Genomic DNA, 22,918 nt, shown 5'->3' on the forward strand with positions numbered 1-22,918 from the left:
CTTATTTGTGCTTCGTTCGGCCCATGCGCGGTAGCATCAGCTCACCGACTGTATGCTGTTTTTCGCATACATTTGGCCCGTGCCCTCTCGCCCGCCCATTGAATTAGAAAAAGCCCCTTCAGCTAATGTGCTAAGGAGGCTTTTTGAGTTACATTGAGAAGCCGGGGGTACATGCTGTCACCCTTGGCTATCGTTCTAGTTGTCCTGTTTGCTCTGGTTATTGTCTGGTCTGTCCTGCTTGTTCTGGTTACTATCCTGTCTGTTCTGGTTCTGGTTGTCCTGCTTCTCCGGTCTATCCTGCTTATTCTGATTCTGGTTATCCTGCCTGTTGGGTCTTTTCGGATTGTGTTCTCTGTTCTGCTTAGAGTTAGGATTACCCTGATTCCCGCCCTGGCCTCTGCCCTGGAACTCTTTATGGTTCTTCTTGCCCTGGCCTTCTTTGTTGCGGTGATTGCGGCTCTGGTGCTCACGCACCGGTCTGTCCTTGATTGCATGCTCCCGGCCAGAGCCGCCTGCGGCATCCCTGTCCCGGCCTGTACCCTTCGTCTGCGGCTCCCGGTGTTCTTTTACCGTTACCACCTGTTCAGCATCCTGCTCCAGATCCTCGTCTAGCCCCGGCTCCGGGATTTCCTTGATCAGAATATCCTTGAAGCTTCCCTCCTGCGGAGACTCCTTCAGCTTATGCAGCACAAAGTACGCACAACCAAAGTTACAGTATTCATTAATATAATCCACCATGCCTGAGATGGCCGTGTCGCGGTTCACTTTAGGGTGATTATCCCGGTAAAAGCCTTTGAGGCGCAATTGGCTGTAGCCCCAATCACCAATGATATAATCGTACCGCTCCAGCACTTCGCTGTATCTTCCGCGAAAAGCCTCCGGGTTCCAGCCATCCTTATGATCGAGCATCAGCTCGTAACCTTTTCCACCTATAACGATCAAGCGTGTGTCGCCTGCCTTTCAATGAGAAATGGGGGGGCGTTGATAAGCCGTCATTCCGCGGGATTTTGAATTTCCGGCCGCTGTTGTGGTCTGATTTCCTCATTTAACCGCTGAGCGGTTGAAATCAGACCACAAAGGCGGACGCTGCCGCTCCTACAATTTCAAAATCCCTCTCCATGACTCCATCAACGTGAGGGGGGTGCAAACGTCACCCAAGAACCTCGCCGGCTATCGCGGCATTGGTTCTTTCGACCCTTCAACCCCTTTTAAAAACAAACCTAAACCTTAAAACCTAAAACAAAAAGCTTAAAACCTAAAAACATAAAAAACCAAAACCTATCTACTGTGACTCCGTCACGCGGCAAACTTGTTTACACAAGTTTTTATAAAATCGAACCCAACGCAAATAGACTAAAAGACCTACCTATGCCTGTGAAACGGAACGCGCCTCACGGGCCACGGCAGCAGACTTCACCTGCTCATGGGCACGATAAGAGCTGCGCACCAGCGGGCCGGCCTCCACATGGCTGAAGCCGCGCTTCAGGCCCTCTTCCTTCAGCACCGCGAACTCCTCGGGCGGATAGTATTTCTCCACATTCAGATGCTTCGGCGAAGGCTGAAGATATTGTCCTAATGTCAATATATCACAATCTACGGCTCTAAGGTCATCCATCGCCTGCAGAATCTCATCCCACTCCTCACCGACGCCAAGCATAATACTCGATTTGGTCGGAATCTCCGGCTTCATCTCCTTGGCCCGGCGCAGCAGCTCCAGGGAACGGCGGTATTTAGCTCGGGCCCGGACACGGTCTGACATCCGCTCCACGGTCTCAATATTGTGGTTCAGAATATCCGGACGGCTGTTCATCACAGTCTCCAGGCTCGCGCGGTCTCCCAGGAAATCAGGAATCAGCACTTCAATGCTGCACAGAGGAAGGCGCTTACGGATCGCGGACACTGTCTCAGCAAAGATTGCAGCACCTCCATCCTTCAGATCATCGCGGGCCACGCTCGTAACCACACAATGCTTAAGCTGCATCCCCTCGGCAGCCTCTGCCACACGTTCCGGCTCCAGCAGGTCCAGCTCGGTCGGCAGGCCTGTATTCACCGCACAGAAGCGGCAAGCGCGCGTACAAATATCCCCCAGAATCATGAAGGTCGCCGTGCGGTTCGCCCAGCATTCATAAATATTCGGGCAGCGTGCTTCCTCGCATACGGTATGTAACGTCTTCGAGCGCATCATACCCTTGATTTCCTGATATTCCTCACCGGTGGTTAACTTGATTTTGATCCAGTCTGGCTTGGGCTGTTTGGCTGTTCGATTAGTCAAAGTGATGAGACCCCGCTTTCGATCTGAATGTCATGTCAATTTATTTCACAGTCAAAAGTTGCTGCCTCATATTATAGCATGTGAAGTAGTCCTTTGCCTGTTTTTGTGAACCTTGGAGCAGTCATGGATAAAAAAAGTCCTTTTGCTTCAATCTAAAGAAAAGCACCTGGCCCCGGTGCAGCTTCCGCAAACATATATGCAATTCATGCGTCCAAACGCAGGAGGATGAGATCATGCTGGCCTTATTAAATAGCCCCTACACCCGCAGAACCTTGATGTGCATGTCTGCCGCCGCCCTGCTCTGGAGCGGTAGTCCTGCCGAAAGCACCCAAGCTGCCCGTTATCATAAAATTCCCGAACTGAGCTCGGGCAGTCCTGCTCCCGCAGACAGCAAAGAGACTGCCGCCGCTGACCGCAAGCAGCTCTTTGAGCAGATGGACGCGGCAACCGGCATTCCCTGGTACCGCTTCGCTGCCATCGATCAGTACGAACGGTCCATCGCCAGGAAAAGCAAAAAAACAGCCGCCGCAGAAAGCCCTTCTGCAGCGGCTAAGCCACGGCTTACCGGAATTATGATTCCGGCGCCCGTATGGTCCGGTCCGCTGAATCCGGATCAGGACGACAAGCAGCCGGAGTCGATCCGCTTCTTCGGCGGCTTCGGGCTGGACGGCTCGGGAGACGGCATCGCCGATCCCGAGAGCGATGCGGATGTGCTCTACAGCATGGCCCGCCACTTGCTCAAGTACGGGGATTCCTCTACGGATTTCAATATAGGGATCTGGGAGTATTATCATAACGGGCGGGCCGCCCAGCGCGTCTCCCAGTTCGCCAAGCTATATGAGCATTTCGGACGGCTGGACTTGTCCGGCAGTGCATTTCCGCTGCCGATAGGGACCAATTATGCCTACCGCAGCACCTGGGGAACCGGCCGGAGCTGGGGCGGCGCGCGCATTCACGAAGGCACGGATCTGTTCGCGCCGCATGGCTTGACGGTGCGCAGCACCTGCTTCGGCATTGTGGAGACCAAGGGCTGGAACCGCTACGGCGGATGGCGCATCGGTATCCGCGATATCGAGAACCGCTACCATTATTATGCCCACCTGATGGGGTATGAGAAGTCCCTGCTGCGCGGGGATATTGTCACTCCGGGACAGACCATCGGCTGGGTCGGCAGCTCAGGCTACGGCAGCCCGGGCACACAGGGCAAGTTCCCGCCCCACCTGCATTATGGCATTTACCGTGACCGCGGCATTACGGAGTGGGCCTTCGATCCTTACCCGCTGCTCAAGCAATGGGAAAACAAGGAATTCCGGCTGCTGAGACTGAACAAAAAGAAGAAATAACACTTGCAGGCTGCCGCCGCTCAGAGTCCGTTACTCTTTTACCGTGGACAGAGGTTACAGGTTAGTGCAGCATCAGACAGCCAAACGGCTCAATCTCCACAAGAAGCTTGCTTGAGCTGCGGAGGGTGAGTCCGCTTAACAGCTCAGTCAGTACTTTGGTGTCCGAACGGTAGGCGGGCAGCTCCAGATGGTAGCGGTTGGGGGAGTTATTGATAATCAGCCCCATCCGGTCCTGCCCGCTGCGCCGGACATAGCCCAGGACACCGCGCGTCTCATCTGTGAACCACGGGCGGAAGGCCCCTCTGCGCAGCACTTCATGCTCTGTTCTCAGCGAGATCAGCCGCTTGTACCAGTCCAGCAGTCCGGTATGCTGAGCCTGCTCCTCCCAGAGCATCGGCCGCCGGCAATGCGGGTCTGTAGCGCCTTCCATTCCTACCTCATCCCCGTAATAGATCATCGGCAGCCCAATATAAGTCATCTGGAAAAAAACAGCCAGCCGCATCCGGCTCATTGCCGTAGCTTCCCGGTCCCAGCCCCGCCCCCCCTCCTTGCAGGCGGTCAGGAAACGCAGCGTATCGTGGCTGCCCAGCAGCTGGAACATTGCCGAATTGGCCTGATCATTGTATAAGGCTTCCTGATGCAGCAGCTGCTCCATGAACCGGGCCGGCCCCGCAGACTGTGCTGCAAAAAACTCCAGCACTGCATCCCGCAGCAGGTAATTCATGCCGCCGTCGAACTGGTCTCCCCGCAGCCAGGGCCCGGAAGCATGCATAATCTCGCCGATCAGCAGCAAGTCCGGGAATTCCGCCTTCAGCTCCCGCCGCAGTCTTGTCCAGAAGGCCGGAGTCACTTCGTTAGCCACATCCAGCCTCCAGCCGTCGATCCCGGCTTCCCGCACCCAATACCTGGCTACGTCCATCATGTAATCCGCTGCCTCAGGGTGATCCATATTCAGCTTCGGCATACTCGACTCCGCCTTGGCGAAGGTCTCATAGCCGGGAACCGGCTTAGTGCTGACCGGGAAGGAATGAATAAAGAACCAGTCCTTATAGCGTGAGGCCTCCCCATGCTCCAATACATCCCGGAAGGCAAAGAAAGTATCGCCGGAATGGTTAAAGACCGCATCCAGCAGAACCTTCATCCCCAGCCGGTGGGCAGTCCCGACCAGCATCTTCAGATCCTCAAGCGTCCCAAAGCCGGGGTCTACCTTATAGTAATCGGAAGTATTATACTTATGCCCGGAAGGCGATTCAAAGATTGGCGTCATATAAATAGCAGTCACGCCAAGCTCTTGCAGGTATGTAAGCTTGTCTGTAATGCCTTGAAGCGTCCCCTGATGATAGCTCTCGGGGTAAATCTGATAGACCACCGCGTCTGAACTCCAGGCAGGCAGCGCGATAGCCTGCGGGCGGTGAATATAGGCATATTGAAAGGCACCCGCCTGGTCCCTGTTCTCGGAGCTTCCCCGCTCCCCATACCATATGTATTCACCTGCGGGATTCCCGATGTGGAACAGATACCGGCATTTGCCAGTCTCGGCCGGAATAAGGGCTTCATGAATGTCATACGCTCCGGCACAGCCGATCCGCTCCATCTCTTGCGGAAGCTCATGGCCGGGTGAATCATAACGGTCAGCGTGGACAACTGTGCAGGACAAGGACTGTCCGGTCTGCACGAATAGTCTGAGTTTAAGCAGGCGGGGGCCTGCCGGGAAGGCAAAGGGGTCCTCCGCTGTGTGATATACGAATAACCGGGTAAGCATACTGTATACTCTCCTTTTATGCCGCATAGAGCAGCCTCAGCAACTGTGTTATTATGACAGGTAGAACAAAGTTCGCCATTAAGGCGTACCATACCGTAAGGACGGGAGGGAAAGCTATGAAAGTTACTATTAAGGATATCGCCCAGGCAGCGGGTGTCGCGAAATCCACTGTATCCAAGGTCATGAACGACTCTCCCAAAATATCCGAGGAAACGAAGGCCAGGGTCCGGGACATCATCAAGCAGATGAACTATACCCCGAGCAGCATCGCCACCGGACTTGCCAGACAGAGCAGCAATACGATAGCTATCCTCATTGATATGTCCAAGGAAAGTGAGTTTCTCAATCAGTTCTTTTATAACATTATCGGCGGGGTGGAGAGCATCATTGGTCCTCTGAAATATGAGCTGACCATTGCCAATATCCAGCATGACCATGCGGAGGGGCATTTCCTGCAGAGGCTGGTGCTGAATAAGCGGGTGGACGGCATTATTGCCAACACCTCGGTGCTGACTCCTGAGCTGTGCGCGGAGCTGAACCGGCTTGAGTTCCCCTATATCTCCATCGGTGAGATCAACGCCCCGGGAATCTGGGTCGATTGTGACAATGAGCTGGGCGGATTCATGCTGACCCGGCATCTGCTGGACCAGGGCTACCCGTCTGTGGCCTTCATCGGCGGCGAGAAGGATGAGCCGCTCTTCCTGCGCCGTGCAGCCGGCTATCAGCGGGCACTCGGCGAGGCGGGAATGGCTGTGCAGAGCGGCTGGATCATCAATGGCCGGGCGGCCCAGGAGGATGGCTATCAGGCAGCCAAGCAGCTCCTGCGAAGTGCAAATCCCCCCGGCTCCATCGTCTGCATGAGCAACTTCTCTGCTTACGGCGTGCTGCAGGCGGCCCGGGAATTGAATATCTCCATTCCTTCACAGCTGGGCATTGCCACGTTCGATGAATATCCCTTGTCCCCCTACACCACTCCTCCGCTGACTTCACTCGATATGGATACCTTCCAGCTCGGCGCATCCGCAGGACGATTATTAATGGACAAGCTGGATAACAAAGAAGCTGCCGTGAGCGGACAACTGCTGGAGCCAGAGTTGATTCCCCGGTTATCTTCCAAGCGAAGCGGCGGGGCTGCTGCGGAATAACGGAACAGCAAATAGCATATAGCGAAAGTACGGTATCTTCAGTTAAAAGGAAACCGGTTTCCTTGAGTTGAAAATACCATGCCCCCTCCTCAATGTCAACGTGTTCACCCATTTATCATCGACGTATTGATATCTTATAGAAGGCTTTATTTTAACATCAAATCCTGTAGTACAAAAAAAAACGCAGTTCAGTCAAATTATTCACTCTTACTGAACTGCGCTTTAATACATAAGGCCGTATTGGACTTAAGCGGTAACGTCTTTTTGAAAACACCCGCTTTCTGTCGATCGGACTGAACATGAAGCGAATCAATTTGCTGTAGAGTTATTGATGCCTGATGAATTGCTGTATGAATCTAAGCATGAAAATTCACAGTAAAAGAAGCTGTAGCTATGTACGGGGTACCCTCAGGATTGGAATAACTAAAAAATTTCTCTTACACCGTTAAAATAGAATGATAAAGCGTGCCAATAGTGCACGCTTATCATCCTAGTTGTTAAGAGAATTTTATTTCAAATATAAATCCAATTTACAAGATGTTTCTTGTTGCATCAGCATGGATATCCATTGGTGGGAACAGATTTAACAAGTCCTTTTCATTAAACAGATAAATGTTCTGCCATGTCCCTCCATTTACACTGGCATAAATCTCATATGAAGGGTAACCATCATGAAGACCTTCAATCGAAATCACAACATTCTTGTGAATCGTAACAAACAGGTGATAATTTACTGCCGGTGCTGCATTAATAAGTGGATCAGCAACATCTCCATCACACACAAATCTGTAGAAATCGGAAGCTCCACCTAAAAGATAAGAGGAATCTACTCCGACTGTAAGGCCGCTCTCGGATGCTTGCGCGGTTTTATGTGTAATATACATATATACTATGTTAAATTCCGGAGGTAGAAAAATTGAAAAAGTTACTTTTGCTACTGCTACCGTTGCTATTACTTTTTGTATCCTGCAGTTCTAATAAACGCACTCCAAATACTTATCTTATTCCAAAAAATTATGTGGGTTGGGTACAGATTATTTATAATCAAGAGGGGTTTAACGCTATCGAAAAGGTTAATGGGAGAAACATTTTTACCATTCCTGAATCTGGAGTATTAAAAACATCCACTCCAAGTGCTGAATATGGGGTAGCTATTGATGTATTTTATTATTATGATGAACAAAATACACAGGAAAAAATAGATGTCGATCAAATGATTCACGCTCACACTATAGGCGACGGCGAGTCGGTTAATAGTTCCGGTAAAATCAAAGGGCCTACGGTGCAGAGCTTTTTTGTAGGAACAGAAGCTGAGCTCAAAAATACTCCTGATCCTGACTATCCTGTTGAACTAATGAAATAGACTAAAATTAATTTAGCATTTAGGCTCATCCTTAACTGGATGAGCCTATTTATTTTTTCTATGGATTTTAATATTAGTAATAATTTATAATAGATAAACAGGAACATATGTTTGCATTTTGGTTGTAATTAACAAGTATTAAAGTTCCTTTATATATAGAGATATACCAAATTCAGGACTACGGAGGCACATTATTATGAAATCTACTTCGTCTATAGAGTATTACAAGAGAGAACTTTACCGTATAGCTTGGCGCATTCAACACAAGCAAAGAATTCAGTATAAAAAAGAACTACCATTAAAAATAGAAATGATAAAAAACTCTATATCAAATGATGAAATTATCGAAAAAATTCACATCAATGAATTACTTGCCTCCCTACCTTCACCCACAGGAAGGAAAATTATATATAAAATCTATATTTTGGACATGACAACATCACAAATTGCAAAAGAGCTTCATATCAGTCAACAGGCGGTGAGTAAATGGAAAAAGAAAATGCTGACCTATCTATATCAGAAGAGGACTTTATAAAGTTACTAGCTTCAGCTAGGGGAAATGATAAGAAGGCTATATGGAAATTACTCGCATTATTCGAAAAGGACATTCTATATCTCAGTAAATATATGAGGATGCCCTACGAGGATGCAAAATAAACATTAATAACCGAATTGATTTCACTTTTAAAAAAAGAAACATAGCTTACAAACTCGTAAATCCTGAGATTTTTAAAGAATAGCAGACGGCTAATAAATATCACAGTAAAAAGGGCCCCGGCCAAGAGCAGTTTGAGCTATTCCTTCACCCACGTTTATGATGTGGGTGTTATTGTGAAATCATCGGGGTAGATGCGAAACGAAGAACCCTTTCCAGCCCTGGAAGGGTTCTTCGTTTACCCGGAATCGCCGGCGCGGCGGATAAACCGGAGCACTTCATCCATCATGGCGGGACTCTCCGCGCTATGGCAGACCATATGTCCGCTTTGCTCCATAATCAGCACCTGTCTGCGTTCCGAGGGAATCGTCTGCCGGAGATAGTCCGCACTTTTGAATTTCACCAGATGATCCCGCCTGCCCTGTACAATGAAGGTCGGCACCTCCAGCTGCGGGTAGACCTCGAAGCTCTCACGAACCAGCCGCTGGAACTCCCGTGTGGCCCTCATGGGTGTAGAACCCCATTTGCTGAGATAATTCCTGAGCATCTCCGGGCGGACCAGCGTACGCAGAATCTCGGCCGGGTTGAGCGGATACACCGGGGTTGACAATAAGGTGAGCGACTGAATCCTGGAAGAATATTGAACCGATAGCCGCGACGCAATCAGCGCTCCGGTAGAGAAGCCGATCAGATGTACTTTGTCGGAGCTTGAGAATAGCTGCTTCAGTTCCTCCTCGGCGCTTAGCTGCCAGTCCCCCCGGCTTGAATGGAGCAGCTCCCTTCTGCCGCCTCCATGTCCATGCAGGGTAAACATTCTGGACACATAACCGTTCGCCTCCAGAAACTGCGCAAGCGGAGAAATCTCGTATTCGCCTCCGGTGAAGCCGTGTATAAACAGACAGCGCTCCATGCTTCCTCCTCCCCAATCCTCTAATTCATCCATTTATAGAAAAATAAACCTTAGTCACCTTGAAGTCAAGTGGGCTCGGCTCTGCCGTGCTCTAAGCGGCGGTACCGTTTCAGCAAGAAATAGAAGGATGTCTAGCGTGAAACAGCTATAGAGGTGCTTAAGCACCGGCCTGCTATCTCTCCCACCAGTTCAGGCTTAACGCAGATATAATTGTCCCGACTGCCGCGCTTGAGGAGCTTACGCTGATGCTGATGACATTGTTCGGAGGGACAATAATGCTGCCGGTAAAAGCCGGGCTGAACACTCCCGGCGCAATCTGAACATTCGCCAGCACAGTGCCCCCGGAAATAGCTGCGGTGGAGGATTGGACCGTCATGCTGCTTGCTGCCGTGCTGGCCAGATTATTATTCACCGGCGTCACCGTGGACGGCGAAGAAATCGTGCCTCCCTTGACAATGCTAAAGCTGCCAGAGATTGAGGTCAGCACCGAGGTGCCGCCGATACTGCCGCTGATCCGGGACAGATACAAGGTCCGGCCGCTGCCCGCAGGATTACTGATGCGGACTGAAATAACAGCCGAGAGAAGCGACAGCACGATCGTTGCTGAATTCGAGGCATTCGCCGAGAATAATACGGCTGCCTGCGAAGCGCTCATCTCAGGCGGGGCGCTGATATCCGGGGCACGGAAGGTATTCGTCATTTCCACATAGACCGGCTGGTCATTGTCATTGATTACATAATTATTGGGCATGGTTCATCCCTTCTCCTTCCGCTCTAAAATTCCCACCAGCTGATGTTGCCTGTTGCCGAAGTGCTCCCTGACGCAATCGTTACCGATATCGTGAGCGAGTTGCCGGGCGGCAGAATAATCCTGCCGTCCATATTAAGGATGACCGGACCTATAGCCAGCAGCATCGACATTAATGTCGCCGGGGAGCCTGTAGGTGCAGCCGTAGCGGTCCGGGCAGTACTGACGCTTGTGACCGCACTCCCGAAGTTATAGTTAACCGGAGTGACCGCCATGCCCCCCACCGTTGCATTACGCAGCAAGGTTAAGGTGACCGACGCTGTTCCCGTGCTTGCGATGATGCGGGAGATATACAAGGTACGTCCGCTGCCGCCAGGATTAGCTATCTGCATGACAAGCGGGGTTGAAGTACCCACCGTGGAGGCAAAAGGAATCCCAAACAATAAGCCTGACATCGCGGCTCCCGCTTCAGGCAGAGTGTCGATCCCGGGTGCAATATAGGTGTTCACCTGCTCGGTATACAGCGGCTGGCTATTCTGGTTAAACACAGTCTCATTTGGCATATTCTCACTCCTTCTGTCGGTCTAGCATATTTTCATAGTATGCGAAGCTGTCCGGCAGGTTGTTTGGCGGCTGCGTATTTTTGCAGAGTTAACCCAGTCATTCTCTTAAAAGCTCCATATCCTAATATCACACCATTCGAATGGTCCTGCCCAACTCATGCTTCTCTCTATTAACCCGGCAGCCTATACATGCTTATGGACCCAGACGACGGTTTGGGTCTTTTCATGAGCAGGCTGACGGTAGAAATTGCCCACAGAAAGGATGACTCTATTTTGCCAAATTTCAGTTCATTTCAGGCGAATCCGGATAATTTGCGCACACTTATTTTTGGCCGGGACCCCTCGACCCTGATCGACCGGCCGCTAACCACGGATGCCAGCGGGAATCTGACCACCGTCATCTTGAACGGCACCATCTCTAGCATACTTGGCACGACTATTACTGCTGGTACATTAACCTCGGCCGGTACAATCACGAACATCCTTGCGGGTACAATTACTAGTGTGCTTGGTGCGACTATTACTGCTGGTACATTAACATCTGCGGGTACAGTGACTAACCTGTTAGACGGTACGATTACTAGTGTGCTTGGCGCGACTATTACTGCTGGTACATTAACATCTGCGGGTACAGTGACTAACCTCTTAGACGGTACAATTACTAGTGTGCTTGGTGCGACTATTACTGCTGGTACTCTATCATCTGCTGGTACGGTTACGAACATCCTTGCCGGTACGATTACTAGCGTGCTTGGTGCGACTATTACTGCCGGTACATTAACATCTGCGGGTACAGTGACTAACCTCTTAGACGGTACGATTACTAGTGTGCTTGGCGCGACTATTACTGCTGGTACATTAACATCTGCTGGTACAGTGACTAACCTCTTAGACGGTACGATTACTAGTGTGCTTGGCGCGACTATTACTGCCGGTACGCTGAGCAGCGTAACCTCTATTTCCCAGCGCAGCTTTATTGAGCTGCCTACTAGCGCAATTGCCACCTCAGATACCTATACGCCTCTACCAGCCAACAATACTAGCGTCCTTGGCACCTATTCCTACTTCATTGTGAATACCGGAGCCAATCCGGTAAATACACGGGTCGAGATCAGCGCAGACGGAACCAACTATTTCGTCGATACGACCGGAGACAATCCGCTGCCGGCAGGTTCTGTAGACGTTATTGTGCCTGCCCGGTTCCTGAAATACACCCGCCTCTCCTATCAATCCGCCACGCCGGGCGCAGCTTCTACGCTTAATGTTATTTTTGATGCACAAGGAACGTAAGTATAGTTTCCGTCATACGATGCAAAAGCCAAGAGTGCATGGGTACCCATGTACTCTTTCCTGTGCGGTATTCCGCATCTACATATGACGGCAGCGGCTTTACATGCTCATTTTGCAGAATACCCGGAGGAACTAAGGCCCGCGAAGGAGGAACGATCTTGAATCCATATGCCAAACCTACACTCGGCGTACAGCTCATTGTCAACAATGAAGCCGAGCTGCTCCCACGTTGCCTAGCTAGTCTGCAGGGCGCCGATGAAATCATAGTGGTCGATACCGGCTCCACGGACCAGTCCGTGGAAATCGCCCGGAGGTACGGGGCAACGATCATTGAAGCCCAGTGGAACCACCATTTCTCAGAGGCACGCAATACCGGTCTCTCCCATGCAGCCAGCAGCTGGATACTGGTCCTCGATGCCGATGAAATCCTTCAGACTTCCATAGAGTCAATTAAGGAGATTCTCGGAGACAGCACAGCTGAAGCCTACACAGTGCGTATAGAGAACCTGCTGGGAAGCAGGCCGGAGGATCGTCTGTATCACCATCCTGTGCGGCTGTTCCGGGGTGGGCAGGGCTATCTTTTCAGCGGAAGAATTCATGAAAGTGTAGAGTCCTCTATTCTCACAAAACATGGGTCCGCCGCCATCGTGGCCAGTCCAATAGAGATTCTTCACTTCGGCTACCTGCCCCCGGTCATGAGCGCCAAGCATAAAGTCAGCCGCAACGAGCAGCTGCTGCGTCTTGCGCTTGCAGAAGAGCCTGACGATGTGTTCGCCCGTTATAATCTGGCGGTCACCTGCTGTCAGGATGGAAGACTGGAGGAAGCCGGAGAACTGCTGCGCCAGAGTCTTACTCTCGCTCCGCTTCAAGCCTCTTACCGTCCCTCGATCATTCGCGATCTGTGCAAAATCGATCTGGCCGCCGGTCATGTAAAAGCGGTCGACAGCCTGCTGACCCGCGAGCTGACACGTTATGGAGATTATCCCGACCTGCATTACATGCAGGGCCAGTCCTGGGAGTGCCAAGGACTATATGAACGCGCCGTCCAGTCTTACCAGCACGCCATAGATACCTCGTCTGCCCCGGCTCCGCGCAGAGCCTACGTCACCGAACAGGGCATGGACAGCTTCCGCCCGCTGCACCGGATGGGGGTCATCTTCCAGCAGCTCGGGAAGCAGAAGGAGGCCGCGCAGTTGTTCCATCGTGCGCTCCAGCAGCACTCTCTGTATCTCCCCGCTCTGGAGGGGATCGCCTCTGCTTTTCAGGAGCTGGAGGTGCCAGAGGGAGAGATTGCCGCGCTGTTGATACAGCTGACCGGTACAGCGCAGCGTGCTGCGAGAACCGCAATGATCGGTACTTTATATCAGTTGGGCGCTTATAAGACGATTGCAGAGCTGCCGTCCGCGGTCTGCCCGCTGGAAGAGGACACCTTGCTGTTCCTGCTGTCTTCCTGGATCATTACCGAAAAATATCATTCGTTCAGGAAGACAGCCGCCAAGCTGCGGGCCGGCACTCTACAGCTCTCAGCCGGAGGATTGGACACAGAAACGCTGCGGCAGCTATGGCTCCTTGAAGCCATGATGACATGGGAGCTGGGCGAGGAGCTGCAAGAGGAGTTGTGGCTGCAATCACCTGCGGAGGTGCGTTCCGCATTGCTGGAGATCGACGCAAGGTTGTCGTCCGATAGTGCCGTGCAGCAAGCGGAGTTCGCCGCCTTCGGGGAATCCGCTCTGCTTGCCGAGGTGATCCGGCTCGCTGTGAAGCACCAGTTCATCGCGCTGGGCAAGCGGCTGGTTGAACGCTTCCCGGCACATACAAGCACTCTGGCAGAAGCGCTCTATGAGGAAGGCTGGCGTGCGGAGGCGGGGGAACTGTTCATCGGCCTTGCAGGCAGCAAAGAAGCTTCAGGCGCAACCCTCCGGTATCTCGGAGAACTGCTCATCGATAACGGGCATTATGCGGAAGCTGCCGGCTGGTACCGGCTTGCCCTGGGGGAATCCCCTGCAGACGATGCAGTTAGCACCGGACTGGCGCTCTGTTATCTGCATCTGGCAGAGCAGCGTCTCGCAGAAGCTGTAGAACGTCTCCAGGGGATGGGACAGCCGGTTCAGGGTCCGCTTCAGGAGGACAGGGCAGCGGTTGCCCAATCCATCTCTGTGCTGCGCTGCACCCCCTGGCATACGAAGTGGAATTACACGCAGCGGCAGAGAGGAGCGGATCTGAGCTTATGACCACGAAACCGCAACAACCGCTGATTTCCTTGTGCATGATCGTCAAAAATGAAGCCGACAACCTGGCCCGCTGTCTGCGGAGTGTACGCGGAGCTGTGGATGAAATTATCATTGTAGACACCGGCTCTACCGACACCACCTGTTCGATTGCCCGCAGCTTCGGTGCCCGGATTATCGATTATCCGTGGAACGGGGATTTTGCCGCCGCACGCAATGCCGGTCTGACCCTGGCACGCGGCACCTGGATTCTGGTGCTGGATGCAGACGAGGAGCTGGAGCCGGGGAGTCTGGATGAGCTGCTGGTGTGCGCGAAGCATACGGAGTATGAGGCTTTTTTTGTGCGGATTCATAATCATCAGGGGACAGAGCGTGCTTCGCAGACGCTTACGGTTAACCCGATCCTCCGAATGTTCAAGAACCGCCCGAATTATCGCTTCAGCGGCATTATTCATGAGCAGATTGCGGCTGTCATTGTGCAGGAGACTCCGGATGCCGCGATGCATATGGGCACCGTCATTGTCCATCACTACGGCTATGCCGCCGGGGTCGTGGAGCGAAAAGATAAAATCAGCCGTAATCTCGGATTGCTGAAGCAGCAGCTGGAGGAGAGTCCTGGAGATGCTTTTCAGCATTTCAATCTGGCGGTTGAGTATATGCGGCTTGGCGATTACGGGCAGGCGCTGGAGCATATCGGCACCTCGCTGAACCTGGCCGAGCCGGGGACCAGCTATATTCACCTGCTCTATAAATACAAAGCCCGCTGCCTGGCGGTAACGGGTGATTCCCCAGGGGCGCTGGAGGCGTGCGGGCAGGGAAGCTCGCTCTTCCCGGACTATCCCGATCTTCACCATCTCAAAGGTGCGCTGCTGCTGCAGGTCTCAGCCTTAGCCGAAGCCAAGGCTGCACTGCGCAGGGCACTGCAGATCGGTGCCTCACCTCCCCTCTACCATACGGAATCGGGGATAGGCACATATCTCACCCACACGCTGTTGGGGCAGGTCTGCCAGCAGATCGGCGAAGACCATGAAGCGGCAGCCTGCTTCACCAGGGCAGCCCAGCTCCAGCCGGACCCCTGGCTGCTGATCCCCCGGCTTACGCGCTTATTCAAATGCACGGGCCGCGAGCCAGAGCTCCACGGCTGGTTGGCCGGACAGCTGCCCGGTATCCTGACGGAGCAGCGCCAGGAGCTACTACGCCTGCTGGTAAGGGATGGCTGTTACACAGCGGCGGTTGATATGCTTGGGGGCGGGGTGAGGGCTGGTGTGGCAGCGGGAGAGATGGATGGCGGGGTGCAGAATGCGGGTGAGATAGATACTGTGATGCGGGATGCGGGAGCATCGGGTGCAACGATGCAGAGTGCGGGAGCGTTGGGTGCAACGATGCAGAGTGCGGGTGAGATGGATGCTGGAGCTTTGGGTGCGAAAGTGATGGATAGTGTGATGCAAGGTGCGGGGGCGGTGGATGATGCAGCGCTTGAGGTGCCGCCTACTACTGATTTGTTGGAGCTGTTGCAGCGGGCAGAAGCAGCTTCCGCAGCTGAGCTGGGCTACGATGATATCACCGGACTGCTTAGTCATCCTGCAGTTGTCCCGGCGGATCGGAATACCGAAGTCCCTTTATCTGCTATTGCTGCGGCTGTGCAGCCCTGGATTCTTTTGGCTGACAAGGTTCTGGCTGCACTCATAACTTCGGCCATATATTCACCGGCGGCTGCGGCTGCGCGCCTCTCTCTTCCGCTTCCCAGATCAGCCGATTAGTGTATTACCAGATGTTCGGAGTTACCTCTGTATCGTTCATTTTTTCCGGGAGAGTACCGGTGTGACAGAGCGTTGCGGACTGAGGATCGTTTATTTTGGAGAAAACGCATGCTTGGGAAGAGTTACGGACTCCAGTGCGCTTAAAGGCGGATATGCTGCCCACAATCATCGGTTAGAGAAACAATAGGGTCCTCTCAGTCCGCCACTCCGTAAAAAGTACTGTTTTCGGGGAAATAACGGCTCTCCAGTCCGGCAGGAATATACCCGCTCCGCTTGCTGTGCACTCCCACTTTTTCAATCAAATACTGATAGAAAGGAGCTTACAGACCATGGATACTCCCGGGATCTCGCTCTGCATGATCGTCAGGAATGAGGCGCAGCATCTGGAGCAATGTCTGCTGTCTGTTCAGGGTATGGTCTCGGAGATCATTATCGCTGATACCGGATCAGAGGATAACAGTATGGCTATCGCCCGCAGGTTCGGTGCCCGGGTGGTCAGGCTGCCCTGGGAACACGATTTCTCCAAAGCCCGTAATCATACCCTGCTGCTAGCCTCCTATGGTTGGATTCTGGTGCTGGATGCAGATGAAGCCCTTGCTGACTGGAAGGCGGAGGAGTTAGAGCATCTACTGGAATCGGAGCGTGCGGACGGGTATTTCCTGCCTTTTATTCATTATGTGGGAGAGGACGCCGGATACGAATACACAACAGACAATGTGTGCAGGCTGTTCCGTAATGATTCACGGATCTGTTTTCGCGGGAGCATTCATGAAGAGGTGGCCTCCAGCATCTGGAGCCTCCCCGGAGGACATATCGCTTATGCCCGTCTAACTGTGCACCATTACGGCTATCTGGATGATGAGCTTCAGCGCAAAAATAAAGCCAGCCGCAATCTGGAGCTGATCCGCGCTGCTCTGCGGCTTGAACCGGACAGCGTTCCTCTGCGGTATGCACTGGGCACGGAATATTACCAGCAGGGGCAATATCAGGCTGCGTCGGACCTGCTGCTGCCACTGCTGGAAGAAGCTCAGCCCGACTCTGGCTATACCGCCGACCTGTATCTCAAGACAGCCTTTGCCCTTCAGGCGGGCGGCCGGCCCGAAGAGGCCGAGGCTGTCTATGAAGCCGGGAGTATCCGATATGCAGATTTCACTGATCTGCTGGAGAGCTATGCGGGGCTGCTGATGGAGCAAGGGCAGGTATGGCGGGCGTATCCTCTGCTGCAGCAGGCACTGGACAGCGGGGATACCGCGCATAAATACCCTTCCTCCTCCGGCAGCGGAACCTACCGCACCCGCCTATTCGCCGGGCGGGTCTGCGAGCGGCTGTTCCTCTACGAGGAGGCGCTGGAGCATTACAGGCAGGCGGTAGCCTACTCGCCTGACGATCTTGCCGCCTGGGAGCAGCTGGCCGCGCTGTGCCTGCTGTCCGGCCAAGCGGAGCAGCTGACGGTGTTCACGCGTCAGCTGCTCCCTGCCCTGCCCCGGCGAGTGCTGAGCAGGCTGGTGCCTGCCGCACTCAATGCCCGCGCCGCCCCGTGGCTGGCGGCGCTTCTCGCAGCACCGCATCTGCCGGAGGATATCCGGCAGGTGCATCAGGTGCTGCTGGGGACGCTGTTCCGGGACCCGGAACAGCCCGGGGCCGCATCCGCCGCGCTTGCGCGGATGCGGGGGGATTCGCCGGATTACCCGTGGGTATCCGGCTATCTGTGGGCCTTGTCCTGCCGCAGCGGCGGAATCACCGCGGCAGGACAAGGCTTGGGGCGGCTGGCGGAGCTGCCGCCCGGGCTCGCAGCCGCGCATCGCCGGCTCGCGCAGCAGCAAGCCTGCCCGGCGGAGCATCGGGCAGGCTCTAACCGCATGCAGGAGCGCCCAGTCGCCTCCCCCTACGCTGAAGCCAGCCATTCCAGGCTGCTACAATGCCCAGCCGAAGAGCAAGAAGACCCTTCTGTTCCGGCAGAAGGGTCCTTCCCGGCCCCCGATATCGGCAGCTTAGCCGATTCGGAACACCGCTCAGACGCACCGCTTCGCTCTACAGATTGTTCCTACGCAGCCCAACTGCTGCTTCAAGCAGGCGCTTGGGACACATTGCTTCTGCTTGGCAGGCTTACCGGCGCTGCGCGCTTTCTCTGGAGCAGACTTCCCCTGCCACTGCTGCGGGGACTGCTGGATGCACCCGTTTCATTTAGATTGCAGTGGTGTGCGAATTACATCGAGCAATCACAACACTATAGCCTTCCTGGTGACGCTGCGGAATGGCTGCTCTATGCAGCCCTCGCTCAGTCTTGCGGGCAGCTCCCGCAGCTTACGTCCGCCGATGAACAGACGCTACTGCAATCCGGCAGCGCTGCCGCAATCACTGGCCTCAGCTACCACATGCTGCTTCTTGCCGCAGAGGTTCACCCGGAGAGCAGCATCCCCGCTACCGGCAGCATTCCGTGGTTATTGCTTGTGAAATCGGCGCTACAGGGTAGGGGATGACAGGAGATAACAATGTCTGGGGCTAAGCTTGGTTTCAAAGCTTTACTCATTCTCTTCAAACGCTCATAGAAACGAAAGACCCTGAGGGATAGCTCCCTCAAGGTCAACTTTACAACGTTCTGCTCAGTTATAAATATTATACTCCTTAGCAATTACCCATCCATTAAGACCATATGAAGCGGAGATCACATAATAGTTGTAATTTTTATGTAGTAAATATTCAAGCAAATCCTCTATTTTGTCATAATACACCGGCCAAGCGGAGTCCTTTTGCTTCTCTAATAACTCCTTGTTATTTGTGACAAATAAACTTATTTCGAATTGGCTGATATCAAGAAGAATACTCCCTAGCAACTGTGTTTCAAAAAAATAAGCCAAGACTTCAATAAACTCAATTATGACAGGAACCTCATTGTCTTTGCCGCCCAAAGTTTGGAATGTAATTTTGGCATTTTGTAAATCAACATTATAGGAAACAATTTCATTATCATGAACACTTGGCATTCCCCCTACCTCCCAGTGAAAATCCTGCTCAAAATACAACATTCCCCTGCTCATCCCGGCTACATTCCAGTATTGTTGCATAAAAAGCAGGATTTTTCATCCTCCAAACGCTTAGCGGGGGACAATTCTTGCATTTTATACAACAACTCTATTAAATCCCCCGATATCCAGGTCTCCGAGTTGCAATATGTACAACATTCTGGGAATACAGTGGTGAAAAACATTAATTGAATGAAGAGTCCTTCCAGCATCACGACAAAAGAGGCCCCGGCGTAAGCCAGCCAAGGCCTCACTCTCCTGTATTCACCTAAGATAAGCCGACAAGCTTACCACCGGTCGGTCATCCTTACCGGCTTAATGGCCCCGTCAGCGAATTCCAGTCTGTCGATGCATAACATGCGGTTGCCCGGCTCCGGGTCGCCGATGAGTCTGCGGTGATAGACGATCAGCCATTCATCGCGTTCCGGCAGATGCAAATATCCGTGATGTCCGGGGCCTTCCGCCACGGGCTCCTGCCGCTCCAGTATGGTCCCCAGGTTCGCGAACGGTCCCAGCGGGTTGTCGCTTACGCCGTAAGCGACCCGGTAGGTCCCGTTGGTCCACCCGCCCATCGACCACATCAGGTAATACAGGCCGTCTTTCTTGATCATACACGGCCCCTCCACATAACCCGGCGGGGTGACGGAACGGATGACCTCTCCGTCCGGGAACGGAACAAACCCCGTCATCTCCTCATTCATCCGGGCCACGTTGCAATGTCCCCAGCCCCCGTAGTACAGGTAGATTGCACCGTCCTCATCCTTGAACAGATGAGCGTCGATCGGCTGGGCGCCGTGAATGAACCCGCCGATCAGCGGGCGGTGGAGATACCCCCGGTAGGGGCCTTCGGGAGCATCCGCAACAGCAATCTCCAGCCCGCCGGCTTCGCCGTCCTTCTGGATATCGTTGGAGGCAAAGACCAGATAATGCCGGCCGCCCTGCTCAATCTGGGTCGGAGCCCATACCGCTCTCCAGATCCAGGGGAAATCATCCATTTCGATGATCCCCTCGTGGGTCGTCCAATGAACCAGATCCGTAGAACTGAAGACCTCCAGGTTCATCTGCCGGGTATATTCCGTAAAAGATCTGGTGGCATACACATAATGCCTGCCCTCATAGGTTCTTGCTTCAGGGTCTGCATACCAGCCTGGCACAATCGGGTTCGTGATTCCCCGCAAGCGAACCTCACTCCTTTCTACGCAGAAGCTTATCAATAGCTGTACAGGCTACTTCCTTCCAATTCCCGGACCCAGACCTGCATGAATCCGGGCTCCCTGTTATCCCAGGCATAGTATGGGATGAACCGGAGCGGCCTGCCGTCTTCATCCCGGCTCAGCAGCACCGTTACCCCGCCCAGCAGCTCCGGCAGGTGCTCCACCCGGAACTTCGCCCCGGACGGAATGGAGTATCCATCATACGATAATCCGGGATGGTCCGTCTGCTCCAGACAATATACAACGGGTCCCCGCTGCACGGCAACCCGTCCGCTGTCCGCCTCCACCTCCGGCCGGGCCCGCACCTTATTTACGGGCATATCCAGCTCAAGCACAACCTTATCTCCCGGAGACCAGTTCCGGTCCAGCACCAGATACCCCTGATCCGTCAGGGCTCCCGGCCCGCCGGTACCGGCGCCTCCCGCCTCCACCCGGTATCCGCTGCACCACTCCGGCACCCGCAGCCGGATACTGAATTCTGCGCTTACAGCAGGGTTCACCTCAAGCTCTATCCGGCCATCCCAGGGATACCGGGTGCTTAGCTTCAGCCTGACGTCCAGCCCGCCGGCAAGCCTAAGCTCCGCTTCGCTGTTCATATATTGATTCACCGCAAGGCCGTCCTCTGTAACAGCATAGGCGTATTGGCCCAGGGAAGGCAGAAAGCGGGCCAAATTGGTCGGACAGCAGGAGGTTTCAAACCAGGGCACACGATGATGCCCGCCCTGTGAAGCCAGCGGATTCTCATAAAAATACTGATCCCCGGACAGGGAGATCCCCGACAAAGCGCCGTTATACATCTCACGTTCTACCACATCGGCATATTTGCCGTCCCCGAACGTCAGGTTCATCCGGTGATTCCAGAACACCATGGCAATGGCGGCGCAGGTCTCGCAATAGGCGGTCTCATTGGGCAGGTCATAATCGGAAGTGAAGCCTTCATTATGTCTGGACGGCCCAATGCCGCCCGTTACATACATGTTCCGCTCCACAGTATGTGTCCAGACCCGGTGCAGAGCCTCCGCATAAGCGGAATCGCCGGAAGCATGGACAATATCCGCCATTGCCGTATACAGATATACCGCCCGGACGGCATGGCCGGTGACCTGCTTAATGTCGCGGACGGGAACATCGTCCTGGCAATACGGCGGTCCCCACTCCGGGTTGTCCCAGATCGCGCCCTTGCCGTGACCATGGCCGCGCTCCTCCAGCAGCCACAAGGCCAGCTTCCAGTAGCGCTTCATCCCTGTGGCGCGGTACAGCTTCACCAGCGCCAGCTCGATCTCCTCATGTCCTTCCACCCAGTGCCGCTTGCCGGGGCCGAACACCCCGTCAACATGATCGGCCAGACGGCAGGCCACCTCCAGCAGCTCACGCTTGCCAGTCGCTTCATAGTAGGCAACCGCCGCTTCGATCAGATGCCCGCCGTTATACATCTCGTGCTTCTCCATGTCCGTCCACTTGCCCTCAGGATTCTCCAGGGTGAAATAAGCGCACAGGTAACCGTCTGCTTCCTGCGCAGCCGAGATCAGCCCGATGATCCGGTCGGCCTCCGCCTCCAGCGCCGCATCCCGCTCTGACATCAGGACATAGGCCATGCCTTCAAGCACCTTGTAGACATCCGAATCATTATAATACTTCCCTTCGTAATGCCCTTCCAGCAATCCCCCGGCCTTGGCAAAGTTATTGATGCGGCCGGTCTCCTCACATTTGGACAGGCAGTCCGGCAGTGTGGTCTGCCGGAGCACCTTCAGGCGCGGCAGCCAGAACTGATCGTCTATGTTGACTCCCGTAAAAGACACGCCCTGCCAGGCATGAATTCTCACTTGTTGCTCTGCCATTTCCGTTTTCCGCCTCCTTTATCCTTTTAATCCCGTTAAGGTAATACCCTCCAGAAAGTAACGCTGTCCGGCCAGAAATACAATAACACAGGGCAGCACGACCGTGGCCGAGGCCGCCATCAGCAGATCCCACTGCGCGGTGTAGGTCCCCTGGAACATTTGCAGGCCCAGGGCGAGGGTGAAGAGACTGTCGCTTTTCAGATAAATCAGCGGGCCCATGAAGTCATTCCAAGAGGCCAGAAAGCTGAACAAGGCGACCACAATGATGGCAGAACGGCTTAAGGGAAAGATAATCCGGGTGTAGATCTGCCAGTAATTCGCCCCGTCCACAAAGGCCGCTTCATCGAAATCGCGCGGAATCGTCAAATAGAATTGCCGGAGCAGGAAAATATTGAAGATCCCCCCGCCGAAATAAGCGGGTACAATCAGCGGGTACAGCGTATCGTATAACCCCATCATCTGCCAGCCGAGGAAGCTCGGGATAATCGTGACCGCCGCCGGCAGCATCATGCTGGTCATCAGGATCGCGAACACTGTATCCCTGCCCTTCCACTGAATCCGTGAGAATCCGAACGCTCCGATGCTGCTGGTAATCACGGTCCCCACAAGCACCGTAACTACGATAATCAGCGTGTTCTTGAAGAACACATCGAACGGCAGCACCGTCAGCGCCTTGTGAAAATTGCTCCATTGAAACGGCCTCGGTATCCATTCGGGAGGCATGGTGAAAATCTGCGACAAATTCATCAGCGAGCTGCGGATCAGCCAGACAAACGGAATGATGAACATGCCGGAGATCAGGAT

General features: G+C 53.7%; 19 protein-coding genes and 1 pseudogene. 9 read left to right on the forward strand and 11 right to left on the reverse strand.

Annotated elements, in window-relative coordinates; translation table 11 throughout:
• Positions 1 to 195: 195 nt before the first annotated feature.
• Together MKX51_RS25645 and lipA are read right to left on the reverse strand one after the other, a co-directional pair.
• Positions 196 to 942: a YutD family protein gene (locus MKX51_RS25645; protein ID WP_340994363.1), complete on the reverse strand. Its 747-nt coding sequence runs from the start codon at positions 940 to 942 to the stop codon at positions 196 to 198.
• A 424-nt stretch (positions 943 to 1,366) separates the two neighbouring features.
• Positions 1,367 to 2,272, reverse strand: coding sequence for a lipoyl synthase (gene lipA, locus MKX51_RS25650; protein ID WP_340938246.1), 906 nt, complete (start codon positions 2,270 to 2,272; stop codon positions 1,367 to 1,369).
• Positions 2,273 to 2,505: 233 nt separating this feature from the next.
• On the opposite strand from lipA, the gene MKX51_RS25655 reads away from it, so the two are divergent.
• The gene (locus tag MKX51_RS25655; RefSeq protein WP_340994364.1) at positions 2,506 to 3,615 is read left to right on the forward strand and encodes a M23 family metallopeptidase; all 1,110 of its coding nucleotides are present in this window, start codon (positions 2,506 to 2,508) and stop codon (positions 3,613 to 3,615) included.
• Between the two features lie 61 nt (positions 3,616 to 3,676).
• Here MKX51_RS25655 and MKX51_RS25660 read toward each other — a convergent pair whose 3' ends face one another.
• Entirely contained in the window at positions 3,677 to 5,377 is a 1,701-nt protein-coding gene (locus MKX51_RS25660; protein ID WP_340994365.1) for an alpha amylase N-terminal ig-like domain-containing protein, read from the reverse strand.
• 116 nt (positions 5,378 to 5,493) lie between these two features.
• Between MKX51_RS25660 and MKX51_RS25665 the strand changes: the two genes are divergently transcribed.
• Both MKX51_RS25665 and MKX51_RS33275 read left to right on the forward strand, forming a co-directional pair.
• Positions 5,494 to 6,522, forward strand: coding sequence for a LacI family DNA-binding transcriptional regulator (locus MKX51_RS25665; RefSeq protein ID WP_340938240.1), 1,029 nt, complete (start codon positions 5,494 to 5,496; stop codon positions 6,520 to 6,522).
• Positions 6,523 to 6,844: 322 nt separating this feature from the next.
• Positions 6,845 to 6,901 (forward strand): annotated as a pseudogene (locus tag MKX51_RS33275) (hypothetical protein); the annotation flags it as partial.
• A gap of 151 nt (positions 6,902 to 7,052) precedes the next feature.
• Here the strand turns inward: MKX51_RS33275 and MKX51_RS25670 are convergent.
• Complete coding sequence (locus tag MKX51_RS25670; RefSeq protein ID WP_340994366.1) at positions 7,053 to 7,406, reverse strand: DUF3238 domain-containing protein; 354 nt, start codon at positions 7,404 to 7,406, stop codon at positions 7,053 to 7,055.
• A gap of 32 nt (positions 7,407 to 7,438) precedes the next feature.
• On the opposite strand from MKX51_RS25670, the gene MKX51_RS25675 reads away from it, so the two are divergent.
• Positions 7,439 to 7,885 carry a DUF6843 domain-containing protein gene (locus MKX51_RS25675; protein WP_340994367.1) on the forward strand — a complete coding sequence of 149 codons (447 nt, stop codon included), beginning with the start codon at positions 7,439 to 7,441 and terminating at the stop codon, positions 7,883 to 7,885.
• A gap of 196 nt (positions 7,886 to 8,081) precedes the next feature.
• A complete protein-coding gene (locus tag MKX51_RS25680) occupies positions 8,082 to 8,420 on the forward strand; it encodes a sigma factor-like helix-turn-helix DNA-binding protein (protein ID WP_340994368.1) in 339 nt (112 codons plus the stop codon).
• 358 nt (positions 8,421 to 8,778) lie between these two features.
• Here the strand turns inward: MKX51_RS25680 and MKX51_RS25685 are convergent, their stop codons facing one another.
• From MKX51_RS25685 to MKX51_RS25695, 3 genes are all read right to left on the reverse strand, one after another.
• Positions 8,779 to 9,450, reverse strand: coding sequence for an alpha/beta hydrolase (locus tag MKX51_RS25685; protein WP_340994369.1), 672 nt, complete (start codon positions 9,448 to 9,450; stop codon positions 8,779 to 8,781).
• Between the two features lie 172 nt (positions 9,451 to 9,622).
• Positions 9,623 to 10,201 carry a hypothetical protein gene (locus MKX51_RS25690; RefSeq protein ID WP_340994370.1) on the reverse strand — a complete coding sequence of 193 codons (579 nt, stop codon included), beginning with the start codon at positions 10,199 to 10,201 and terminating at the stop codon, positions 9,623 to 9,625.
• Between the two features lie 23 nt (positions 10,202 to 10,224).
• Positions 10,225 to 10,761, reverse strand: coding sequence for a hypothetical protein (locus MKX51_RS25695; RefSeq protein WP_340938235.1), 537 nt, complete (start codon positions 10,759 to 10,761; stop codon positions 10,225 to 10,227).
• A gap of 273 nt (positions 10,762 to 11,034) precedes the next feature.
• Between MKX51_RS25695 and MKX51_RS25700 the strand changes: the two genes are divergently transcribed.
• From MKX51_RS25700 to MKX51_RS25715, 4 genes are all read left to right on the forward strand, one after another.
• Entirely contained in the window at positions 11,035 to 12,051 is a 1,017-nt protein-coding gene (locus tag MKX51_RS25700; protein WP_340994371.1) for a DUF6385 domain-containing protein, read from the forward strand.
• Between the two features lie 158 nt (positions 12,052 to 12,209).
• A complete protein-coding gene (locus MKX51_RS25705; protein WP_340994372.1) occupies positions 12,210 to 14,282 on the forward strand; it encodes a glycosyltransferase in 2,073 nt (690 codons plus the stop codon).
• A complete protein-coding gene (locus tag MKX51_RS25710; protein WP_340994373.1) occupies positions 14,279 to 16,039 on the forward strand; it encodes a tetratricopeptide repeat-containing glycosyltransferase family 2 protein in 1,761 nt (586 codons plus the stop codon). The genes MKX51_RS25705 and MKX51_RS25710 overlap by 4 nt, the downstream gene beginning before the upstream one ends.
• A gap of 329 nt (positions 16,040 to 16,368) precedes the next feature.
• Positions 16,369 to 18,519, forward strand: coding sequence for a glycosyltransferase (locus tag MKX51_RS25715; RefSeq protein ID WP_340994374.1), 2,151 nt, complete (start codon positions 16,369 to 16,371; stop codon positions 18,517 to 18,519).
• Positions 18,520 to 18,642: 123 nt separating this feature from the next.
• Here the strand turns inward: MKX51_RS25715 and MKX51_RS25720 are convergent, their stop codons facing one another.
• From MKX51_RS25720 to MKX51_RS25735, 4 genes are all read right to left on the reverse strand, one after another.
• The gene (locus MKX51_RS25720; RefSeq protein WP_340938227.1) at positions 18,643 to 19,065 is read right to left on the reverse strand and encodes a hypothetical protein; all 423 of its coding nucleotides are present in this window, start codon (positions 19,063 to 19,065) and stop codon (positions 18,643 to 18,645) included.
• A 284-nt stretch (positions 19,066 to 19,349) separates the two neighbouring features.
• Positions 19,350 to 20,240 (reverse strand): glycoside hydrolase family 43 protein, encoded by an 891-nt coding sequence (locus MKX51_RS25725; protein WP_340994375.1) that lies wholly within the window; start codon positions 20,238 to 20,240, stop codon positions 19,350 to 19,352.
• A 32-nt stretch (positions 20,241 to 20,272) separates the two neighbouring features.
• A complete protein-coding gene (locus MKX51_RS25730) occupies positions 20,273 to 22,114 on the reverse strand; it encodes a glycoside hydrolase family 127 protein (RefSeq protein ID WP_340994376.1) in 1,842 nt (613 codons plus the stop codon).
• Positions 22,115 to 22,132: 18 nt separating this feature from the next.
• Positions 22,133 to 22,903 carry a carbohydrate ABC transporter permease gene (locus MKX51_RS25735; RefSeq protein WP_340995705.1) on the reverse strand — a complete coding sequence of 257 codons (771 nt, stop codon included), beginning with the start codon at positions 22,901 to 22,903 and terminating at the stop codon, positions 22,133 to 22,135.
• Positions 22,904 to 22,918: the final 15 nt, after the last annotated feature.

It is taken from the genome of Paenibacillus sp. FSL M7-0420 (genome assembly GCF_038002345.1).
In the GTDB taxonomy this organism is placed as follows: domain Bacteria; phylum Bacillota; class Bacilli; order Paenibacillales; family Paenibacillaceae; genus Paenibacillus_AQ.

Coding starts and splice junctions, on each gene's coding strand:
- MKX51_RS25720 (WP_340938227.1), bottom strand. CDS start 19,065: ATGTTGTATTTTGAGCAGGATTTTCACTGGGAGGTAGGGGGAATGCCA.
- MKX51_RS25680 (WP_340994368.1), top strand. CDS start 8,082: ATGAAATCTACTTCGTCTATAGAGTATTACAAGAGAGAACTTTACCGT.
- MKX51_RS25665 (WP_340938240.1), top strand. CDS start 5,494: ATGAAAGTTACTATTAAGGATATCGCCCAGGCAGCGGGTGTCGCGAAA.
- MKX51_RS25710 (WP_340994373.1), top strand. CDS start 14,279: ATGACCACGAAACCGCAACAACCGCTGATTTCCTTGTGCATGATCGTC.
- MKX51_RS25660 (WP_340994365.1), bottom strand. CDS start 5,377: ATGCTTACCCGGTTATTCGTATATCACACAGCGGAGGACCCCTTTGCC.
- MKX51_RS25730 (WP_340994376.1), bottom strand. CDS start 22,114: ATGGCAGAGCAACAAGTGAGAATTCATGCCTGGCAGGGCGTGTCTTTT.
- MKX51_RS25695 (WP_340938235.1), bottom strand. CDS start 10,761: ATGCCAAATGAGACTGTGTTTAACCAGAATAGCCAGCCGCTGTATACC.
- MKX51_RS25670 (WP_340994366.1), bottom strand. CDS start 7,406: ATGTATATTACACATAAAACCGCGCAAGCATCCGAGAGCGGCCTTACA.
- MKX51_RS25655 (WP_340994364.1), top strand. CDS start 2,506: ATGCTGGCCTTATTAAATAGCCCCTACACCCGCAGAACCTTGATGTGC.
- MKX51_RS25735 (WP_340995705.1), bottom strand. CDS start 22,903: ATGTTCATCATTCCGTTTGTCTGGCTGATCCGCAGCTCGCTGATGAAT.
- MKX51_RS25685 (WP_340994369.1), bottom strand. CDS start 9,450: ATGGAGCGCTGTCTGTTTATACACGGCTTCACCGGAGGCGAATACGAG.
- MKX51_RS25690 (WP_340994370.1), bottom strand. CDS start 10,201: ATGCCCAATAATTATGTAATCAATGACAATGACCAGCCGGTCTATGTG.
- MKX51_RS25715 (WP_340994374.1), top strand. CDS start 16,369: ATGGATACTCCCGGGATCTCGCTCTGCATGATCGTCAGGAATGAGGCG.